The organism is Pseudonocardia sp., from assembly GCF_035305885.1.
GTDB lineage: Bacteria > Actinomycetota > Actinomycetes > Mycobacteriales > Pseudonocardiaceae > Pseudonocardia.
The window spans coordinates 76,277-84,915 of the sequence record NZ_DATGOP010000024.1; the positions used below are offsets into that span (position 1 = coordinate 76,277).

Below are 8,639 nucleotides of genomic sequence, written 5' to 3' on the forward strand. Positions count from 1 at the left end.
GCAGGTGGTGACGACGCGAACCGGCTCCGTGACCAGGATGGCGCCGTCGTTGCACGAGGCTCAGTCGACCACGAACGGGTGACACCCGACCAGACCGGTCGCCGCTCACCGGATGCAGGTCAGCGCGCGCCGACGAGCTGGACCAGGTGGGTGACGGCGGACTCGACCGCGATCTCCTGCCGTTCACCGCTCCGGCGGTCCTTCACCTCGATCACACCGTTCGCCAGGCCCCGGCCGACCACGACGATCGTCGGCACCCCGATCAGCTCGGCGTCGGTGAACTTGACGCCGGGCGTGGCCTTGCGGTCGTCGAGCAGGACGCGCACGCCGGCCGCGTCGAGGTCGGCGGCGAGCCGCTCCGCGCCCGCGACGATCTCGTCGGTCTTGCCCGCGATCACGACGTGGACGTCGGCGGGGGCGACCGCGCGGGGCCAGATCAGGCCCGCCTCGTCGTGGCTCTGTTCGGCGATCGCCGCGACCAGCCGGGACACACCGATGCCGTAGGAGCCCATCGTGATCCGCACCGGCTTGCCGTCGGCGCCGAGCGCGTCGAGCTGCGCCGCGTCGGAGTACTTGCGACCGAGCTGGAACACGTGCCCGATCTCGATGCCGCGCGCGGACTCGAGCGGCCCCGAGCCGTCGGGCGCGGGGTCGCCCTCGCGCACCTCGGCGGCCTCGATCGTGCCGTCGGGGGTGAAGTCGCGGCCGCAGACGAGGTCGACGACGTGGTGGTCGGGCTTGTCGGCGCCGGTGACCCACGCCGTGCCGGGCACGACGCGCGGGTCGACGAGGTAGCGCACGCCGTTCGCGGCGAGCGCCGCCGGCCCGATGTAGCCCTTGACCAGGAACGGGTGGGCGGCGAAGTCGGCGTCGTCGAGCAGCGCGACCTCGGCGGGGTCGAGCGCCGCCTCGAGCCGCTTCATGTCGACCTCGCGGTCGCCGGGCACGCCGATCCCGAGCAGCTCCCACTCGTCCGAGCCCGGCTGCCGCGTCTTGACCAGGACGTTCTTGAGCGTGTCGGCCGCGGTGAAGGTGCGGCCGAGGCCCGACTTCTCGTTGAGGAAGTCGACCAGCGACTCGATCGTGGGGGTGTCGGGCGTGTGGTGCGCCTGCGCCGGGGGCAGCCCCTCGATCGGCCGCGCGGGCGGCGCCGGGGTGGTGACCGCCTCGACGTTGGCCGCGTACCCGCCGGGGCTGCGCACGTAGGTGTCCTCACCGGTGGGCGCGACGGCGAGGAACTCCTCCGACGCCGACCCGCCCATCGCGCCCGACGTCGCCTTGACGATCACGTACTCCAGGCCGAGTCGATCGAAGATCCGCACGTAGGCGTCGCGGTGCAGCCGGTAGGACTCCGAGAGCCCCTCGTCGGTGAGGTCGAACGAGTAGGAGTCCTTCATGAGGAACTCGCGGCCGCGCAGGATGCCGGCGCGGGGTCGCGCCTCGTCCCGGTACTTGGTCTGGATCTGGTACAGGATGACCGGGTAGTCCTTGTAGGACGAGTACTCGCCCTTCACCAGGAGCGTGAACAGCTCCTCGTGGGTGGGGCCCAGGAGGTAGTCGCCGCCCCTGCGGTCCTTGAGCCGGAAGATGTTGGGGCCGTACTCGGTCCAGCGCCCGGTCGCCTCGTAGGGCTCCTTCGGCAGCAACGCGGGGAACTGGATCTCCTGGGCGCCGATGGCGTCCATCTCCTCGCGCACGATCCGCTCGATGTTGCGCAGGACCCGCAGCCCCAGCGGGAGCCAGGTGTAGATCCCCGGCGCGACGCGCCGGACGTAACCGGCGCGGACGAGCAGCTTGTGGCTCGGTACCTCCGCGTCGGCCGGGTCCTCGCGCAGGGTCCGCAGGAACAGCGACGACATCCGGGTCAGCACCCGGGACAGGGTAGCGACGCCCGCGGAAGGCAGTTGCGCCGGTCACCGCTGTCGCGGGCCCGCCGGGCGGTCCCCGAGCAGGTGCGCGTTGGGCTCGCTCGCCGCCTGTGCGAGCTCCGGCAGCTCGACCACCTCCACGCCCGCGGCGCGCAGCCGCTGCGCGCCCCGGCCGTCGACGAACACCGCGGGCTCGCGCCAGGCGAACACCACGCGCTGCACACCCGCGGCGAGGATCAGGTCGCTGCAGGTCAGCCGGCGGGACAGGCGTGCGCTGCACGGTTCGAGCGAGCTGTAGACGGTGGTGCCGGCGGGGGCCCGCCAGCCGGGGCCGAGGTCGGCGAGCGCGGACTCCTCGGCGTGGTCGAGCGGGTCGCGGCGGCGCGACCACCCCTGCGCGAGCACCGTGCCCTCGGCGTCGACGACCAGCGCGCCCACCGAGAACGCGGTGTCCGACGGCGGGCAGCGCCGCGCCAGCTCGACGGCGCGCGCGAGCAGCTCCCGGTCGTCACGCACCGCGGCCGCCGAGCAGGTAGCGCAGGAGCACGAGGTCGCCGATCGGACGCGCCTCGGCGAGCCGCATCCGGTGCGCGGAGTCGTGCGGGAACCGCCCGGGCCCGACGAACCGCGGCGCGTCGGCCTCACCCACGAAGAACGGCGCGACGACCAGCTGCAGCTCGTCGGCCACGCCCGCGGTGAGGAACAGCGTGTGCACCGCGGTGCCGCCCTCCACCATGAGGCGCCGGACGCCGCGGCGGCACAGGTCGTCGAGCAGCCGGTGCACCTCGACCGGGTGGCCCGCGTCGACGACCTCGGCGACGGCGCCCACGGCCGTGCGCGCCGTCTCCAGGCCGGGGCTCGCGACGTAGACGATCTTGGCCGTGTCGCCGGTGGTGAAGAAGCGCGCCCCGGGGTCGAGATCACCCGAGCCGGTCAGCGTGACCTTGGTCGGGTGCGGCGGGCGGCCCGCGGCCACCCGGGCCGCCCGCCGCCGCTCGGACCGCACCAGCAGCCGCGGGTCGTCCCGGCGCAGCGTGGTGGCGCCGACGAGGATCGCGTCGACGCCGGCGCGCTCCTCGTCGACCCGGTCGAGGTCGGCGGCGTCGGACAGCAGCAGCGGCTCGGGCCCGCTGTCGTCGATGTGGCCGTCCACCGACATCGCGGCCGACAGCAGCACGTAGGGGCGGTCGGGCACGGGTAGATCCTCCCGCACGCCGGGGCGCTCGCGTCGGGCCGCCTGGCCGGCCTGTTCACACGGGACTTCCCGTCGGCATGGTCACCGTCGACCGCGCGAGCCCGGTGACGCTCTCGGAGTTCGGGGCGGCGGCGCCGGAGACCGAGGCGCTGCAGAGCCACGACGGCGCGTTCATCACGCCGGCGCCGCCCCCGTAGGGGGTCCGCTGCTCCGGCTGCCGGCGCGTGCCGGAGCCCCGGGCGGGCAAGAACCGCCTGCACCTCGACCTCGGCGCCCCCGACGGTCAGCGGCAGGCCGAGGCGGAGCGCCTCGTGGCGCTCGGGGCCACCGTGCTCGGCGAGCGCGGCGACCCCGCCGTCTTCTCCTCCGCCACGCTCATCGGCCCCGAGGGCGACGAGTTCGGCGGCGGCGAGCAGGAGGGATCACCCCTCGAGCAGCTCCTTGACGAGCGCGCCCACGGCGGCGGCCTCGATGAGGAACCCGTCGTGCCCGTACGGGGAGTCGATCACGCGCAGCGGCTCGGCACCGGGGATGCCGTCGGCCAGCTCGGCCTGCTGCTCGAGCGGGTAGAGCCGGTCGGAGCTCACCCCGGCCACCAGCGTCCGGGCCGTCACCCGGGACAGGGCCGCCTGGACGCCGCCGCGGCCGCGGCCCACGTCGTGGGCGTTCATCAGCTCGGTGAGCCGGACGTAGGACATGGCGTCGAAGCGGCGCACCAGCTTGCGGGCGTGGTGGTCGAGGTAGGACTCCACCGCGTAGCGGCCGCCGCGCCACGGGTCCTCGCCGTCCTGCGGGTCCCGGCCGAACCGTTCGTCGAGCTCCACGGCGCTGCGGTAGCTCAGGTGCGCGATCCGCCGGGCCACCCCGAGGCCGCGGTGCGGGCCCTGCCCCGGCGGGGCGTCGTGGTAGTCGCCGCCGTTCCAGCCGGGGTCGTCGCGGATCGCCGCGAGCTGCGGCGCCGCCCACCCGATCTGGTCGGCCGTGGACGCGGCGGGGCAGGCCAGGAGGCACAGCCGGGCCACCCGGTCGGGCTCGGTGGCCGCCCACTCCAGCGCGCGCATGCCGCCCATGGAGCCGCCGATCACCAGCGCCCAGGTCCGCACGCCCAGCTCGTCGGCGAGCACCCGCTCGGCCGCCACCGAGTCCCGCGCGGTGACGAACGGGAACCGGCTCCCCCACGGCCTGCCGTCGGGGGCGGTCGATGCGGGGCCGGTGCTGCCCTGGCAGCCGCCCACGATGTTCGGGGCCACCACGAACCAGCGGTCGGGGTCGAGCGCCCTGCCCGGCCCGATCAGCGCGTCCCACCAACCGGGGGTGGGGTGGCCGGGCCCGGCCGGACCGCTCACGTGGCTGTCGCCGGTGAGGGCGTGCAGCACGAGCACCGCGTTGGAGGCGTCCGCGTTCAGCGTGCCCCACGTCTCGTAGGCGATCCGGACGCCGGGCAGCTCGCCGCCCGCTTCGAGGGGCAGCGGTTCCGGCAGCGTGATCCACTGCCTGCGCCCGGGGTCGTCGCCCTCCCGCCATGCACCGGTGGCGGGCGGGAGCTCTGTGTCTATCGCGGTCACGGGCCCGCCCGACCCACCACTTCGAGCCCGATCACGCCGACGACCGTAATCAACGGGTCGCGGGCGGCACAACATAGGGTGCGCCACGTGCTGGTCCTGCTTCCCCCGTCGGAGACGAAGCGCGACGGCGGCGACGGACCGCCGCTGCGGCTCGACGCGCTCTCCCACCCGGCCCTGGACGGCGTCCGCAAGGCGCTCGTCGACGAGCTCGTCGAGCTCGCCGCCGACCCGCCCGCGTGCCGCGCCGCGCTCGGCCTCTCCCCGGCGCAGGACGCCGAGATCGCCCGCAACGCCGCGCTGTGGACCTCCCCCACCCTGCCCGCCCTGCACCGCTACACCGGCGTGCTCTACGACGCCCTCGACGCGGGTTCGCTGCGCGGGGCCGCCGCCGCGCGCGCCCGCGCCCGGCTCGCGATCGGCTCGGCGCTGTTCGGGCTGCTGCGCGCCGACGACCCGGTGCCCGCCTACCGGCTCTCCGCCGGCTCGTCGCTCCCCTCGGGCGGCACCCTGGCCGCCCGGTGGAAGCCGGTGCTCGAACCCGAGCTCGCCACCATCGCCGCCGCGGAGCTGGTCGTCGACCTGCGCTCGGGCTCCTACGCCGCGCTGGGGCGCGTGCCGGGGGCGGTCACGGTGACCGTCCTCGCCGAGCGGCCGGACGGGCGCCGCAGCGTCGTGAGCCACTTCAACAAGGCGCACAAGGGCAGGCTCGCCCGCGCACTCGCGAGCACCCGCGCCGAGCCGACCGACGCCGCGGGCGTCGCCGCGGTCGCGCGGCGGGCCGGGATGCGCGTGGAGCGCACGGGCGCCGCGCTGCAGGTCGTCGTGCCCGCGTAGATCGACGCCGCAAATCGGTTGCCGCGGGCCCGCCCATCGGGGAAGGTGCCCACATCCGCATCGGGTCGCCGGGCTCCGGCGTGATCGTCGAGGAGGTGCCGACATGTCGACGCCTGTCGTGGACGTGGCGCGTCCTCGTCCGATCCCCGCCGCCCCGCGCTGATCCCGCTCCCGGCGCGCGGGGCGCACACTCCACTGGAGCCCCGCGTTGAACGACTACGAGTCGTACTCCGAGATCTACGAACGCACGTCCTCGCGCCGCAAGCCGCGCCGCCGCCGCTTCGATGACGAGGAACCCACCCGCACCACCCGCCGCCGGCCCGACCTGTCGGCGCTCGACGAGCGCCTCGGCGCCGACGTCGACGGCCCGCCCGAGGGCGACCGCTGGTCCACGTGGGACGGCGCCGAACACGGGCCGCACCCGCGCCCGGCATGGGTGGTCACCGAGCACGCCGCGGTCGACACCGAGCTCGGCGTGCTCAAGACCGGCAAGGAGGCCGACGTCCACCTGATCGAGCGCGCCGTGCCGGGCACCGGCAGGCGCGCCCTGATGGCCGCGAAGCGCTACCGCAGCTCCGAACGCCGCATGTTCCACCGCGACGCCGGTTACCTCGAGGGCAGGCGCGTGCGCCGGTCCCGCGAGATGCGGGCGATGGCCAACCGCACCGCCTTCGGCCGGGACATCCTGGCCGGGCAGTGGGCGAACGCCGAGTTCGCCGCGCTGTCGCGGCTGTGGGCGGGCGGCGTCGCGGTGCCCTACCCGGTGCAGTGCAGCGGCACCGAGGTGCTGCTGGAATTCGTCGGCGACGCCGACGGCACGGCCGCGCCGCGGCTGGCCCAGCTGCGCCCGGACCCCGACGAGCTGTGTGATCTGTGGCACCAGCTCGGCGAGGCCCTGCTCGGGCTGGCCCGCCACGGCCTCACCCACGGCGACCTGTCCGCCTACAACCTCCTGGTGCACGACGGGCGGCTGGTGCTGATCGACCTGCCGCAGGTCGTGGACGTGGTGAGCAACCCGCAGGGCCCCCGGTTCCTGGAGCGGGACGTGCGGCGGATCGGCGAGTGGTTCACCGCCCGCGGCCTGACCCCGGAGGCCGGCTCGCCCGATGCCCTGCTCGGAAAGCTGCGCACCGAGCTGGGAATGCCCGGGGACCCCGCGGTGTCACAGGAATAGCTCGCTCGGAAAGGTGCACGGCCGGGGGCTCGGCTACGATGATCGCGAGCGCCCGGCCACACCGGCCCTTTCGCGGGCGCTGTCCCGCACCACCCGAACAACGGCGCACGATGCGCCAGGGCTCGTCCCGAGGTTTCCAGCCGCCCCTCCGGCGCTGCTTCTCCGCGCGACGTGCCACGTCCCGGAGGTTCCTCCTTGTCTTCACCCTTCTCCCGCCGTGCCCACGACCCGGCCGACCCGCGGTCGCGTCGCAGCGGCGGCGGCCGCTCCCGCTCCCCGCGCGGCCGTTCGCGCACCCCGCGCACCCGTCCCCCGCTCGCTCCCGTCGCCCCGGTCGAGCAGCTGTGGACGGCCCCCGAGGCGGGCATGCCGTCGTTCGCCGAGCTCGGCCTGCCCGGGCCGGTCGTCGGTGCGCTCGCCGCGCACGGCTTCACCGAGCCGTTCCCGATCCAGGCGGCCACGCTGCCCGACACCCTCGCCGGCCGCGACCTGCTCGGGCGCGGGCAGACCGGCTCGGGCAAGACCCTCGCCTTCGGCCTCGCGCTGCTGTCCCGGCTCGCCGGCGGGCGGGCCCGCCCCGGACGGCCGCGCGGGCTCGTCCTCGTCCCCACCCGCGAGCTGGCCCAGCAGGTCGACGACGCGCTCGCCCCGTTCGCGCGGGCGCTGGGCCTGTCCACGGCGGTGATCGTGGGCGGGCTGTCGTTCCACCGGCAGGCCGCTGCCGTGCAGCGCGGGGTCGACCTCGTCGTCGCCACGCCCGGCCGGCTCACCGACCACCTCGACCAGCGCACGTGCGACCTCGCGCAGGTCGAGGTCACGGTGCTCGACGAGGCCGACCGCATGTCGGACATGGGCTTCCTGCCCCAGGTCAAGGCGATCCTCGACCGCACCCCCGCGGGCGGGCAGCGGCTGCTGTTCTCCGCCACGCTCGACAACGAGGTGGGCGCGCTGGTCGACCGGTACCTCACCGACCCGGTGACCCGCGCCGTGGCCCCGGCGACGGCGCAGGTGGCGACGATGGACCACCACGTCCTGCTCGTCGAGCCGGCCGCGAAAGCGGCGGTCGTCGCCCACATCGCGGCGCGCGACGGGCGCACCATCCTGTTCGCCCGCACCAAGCACGGCGTCGACCGGCTCGTCAAGGCGCTGCGGCGCCAGGGCGTCGTGGCGGCCGCGCTGCACGGCGGCAAGGCGCAGAACGCCCGCAACCGGGCGATCGCCGAGTTCAAGGAGGGCCGCACGCCGGTGCTCGTGGCCACCGACGTGGCCGCGCGCGGCATCCACGTCGACGACGTGAGCCTGGTCGTGCACGTCGACCCGCCCGCCGACCCCAAGGACTACCTGCACCGGGCGGGGCGCACCGCGCGGGCGGGCGACTCCGGCACGGTCGTCACGCTCGTGACCGCCGACGAGCGGCGCGATGTCGAGCGGATGATGCGGCTCGCCGGCGTGCGGGCGGCGCAGACGCCGGTGACCGCGGGCGGCGGCGAGCTGGCCCGGATCACGGGCGCCCGCCCGCCGTCCGGGGTGCCGGTCGCGCCGCCCGCGGCGCCCGCGCAGCAGCAGTCGCGGCGGCCCCGCCCGGGCGGGCGGCCGTCCCGCGGCGGGCGGCGCAGGCGGCCGACCGCCGCCTGACCGTTACCGGTTCGTGTCCTGTTCGGAGCATTCTCAGCCCGGCCACAGGGTCGCCCTGCCACGGTCGACACGAACCACCCGAACCGGACGCCGAGGTACCCGTGCACGCTTCCCGTCATCGAGGCCGGCTCGCCGCGGCGCTCGCGGTCCTGACCGCGGCGCTGGTGGCGTGCTCGGCCGAAGAGCCCGCCCCGACGCCGACGCTCCCGTCACCGAACGAGACGCTGCCGCCGATCGAGCTCGAGGGTGACTGGACGTGGACCCCGCAGCCGGGGCCGCTGGAGCTGGGGGTGACCCACACCCAGAAGAGCCTGGACGAAAGCGGCAGCGACCCCGAGGCCCGCCGGCGCGGGATCGAGATCCTGTCG

At 75.6% G+C, this 8,639-nt stretch carries 7 protein-coding genes and 2 pseudogenes; 5 read left to right on the forward strand and 4 right to left on the reverse strand.

Annotation, left to right across the window (positions count from 1 at the left end; translation table 11 throughout):
* Positions 1 to 119: 119 nt before the first annotated feature.
* The 3 genes from VKZ81_RS04515 to VKZ81_RS04525 are packed head-to-tail and all read right to left on the reverse strand — an operon-like array spanning position 120 to position 3,063.
* Positions 120 to 1,871: a proline--tRNA ligase gene (locus tag VKZ81_RS04515; protein ID WP_324240123.1), complete on the reverse strand. Its 1,752-nt coding sequence runs from the start codon at positions 1,869 to 1,871 to the stop codon at positions 120 to 122.
* Between the two features lie 42 nt (positions 1,872 to 1,913).
* Positions 1,914 to 2,384, reverse strand: coding sequence for a cytidine/deoxycytidylate deaminase family protein (locus VKZ81_RS04520; RefSeq protein WP_324240124.1), 471 nt, complete (start codon positions 2,382 to 2,384; stop codon positions 1,914 to 1,916).
* Positions 2,377 to 3,063 carry a RibD family protein gene (locus VKZ81_RS04525; RefSeq protein ID WP_324240125.1) on the reverse strand — a complete coding sequence of 229 codons (687 nt, stop codon included), beginning with the start codon at positions 3,061 to 3,063 and terminating at the stop codon, positions 2,377 to 2,379. Before VKZ81_RS04525 ends, VKZ81_RS04520 begins: the two co-directional genes overlap by 8 nt.
* Before the next feature lie 224 nt (positions 3,064 to 3,287).
* On the opposite strand from VKZ81_RS04525, the pseudogene VKZ81_RS04530 reads away from it, so the two are divergent.
* Positions 3,288 to 3,452: pseudogene (locus VKZ81_RS04530) on the forward strand (VOC family protein); the annotation flags it as partial.
* A gap of 33 nt (positions 3,453 to 3,485) precedes the next feature.
* Here VKZ81_RS04530 and metX read toward each other — a convergent pair.
* Positions 3,486 to 4,628 (reverse strand): homoserine O-acetyltransferase MetX, encoded by a 1,143-nt coding sequence (gene metX, locus VKZ81_RS04535; RefSeq protein WP_324240126.1) that lies wholly within the window; start codon positions 4,626 to 4,628, stop codon positions 3,486 to 3,488.
* A gap of 87 nt (positions 4,629 to 4,715) precedes the next feature.
* Here metX and yaaA point away from each other — a divergent pair, with 87 nt between their 5' ends.
* From yaaA to VKZ81_RS04555, 4 genes and pseudogenes are all read left to right on the forward strand, one after another.
* Complete coding sequence (gene yaaA / locus VKZ81_RS04540) at positions 4,716 to 5,462, forward strand: peroxide stress protein YaaA (RefSeq protein WP_324240129.1); 747 nt, start codon at positions 4,716 to 4,718, stop codon at positions 5,460 to 5,462.
* 208 nt (positions 5,463 to 5,670) lie between these two features.
* Positions 5,671 to 6,636, forward strand: coding sequence for a serine protein kinase RIO (locus VKZ81_RS04545; RefSeq protein WP_324240127.1), 966 nt, complete (start codon positions 5,671 to 5,673; stop codon positions 6,634 to 6,636).
* Positions 6,637 to 6,831: 195 nt separating this feature from the next.
* Complete coding sequence (locus VKZ81_RS04550) at positions 6,832 to 8,271, forward strand: DEAD/DEAH box helicase (RefSeq protein ID WP_414709327.1); 1,440 nt, start codon at positions 6,832 to 6,834, stop codon at positions 8,269 to 8,271.
* A 101-nt stretch (positions 8,272 to 8,372) separates the two neighbouring features.
* Positions 8,373 to 8,639, forward strand: a pseudogene (locus tag VKZ81_RS04555) (hypothetical protein); the annotation flags it as partial.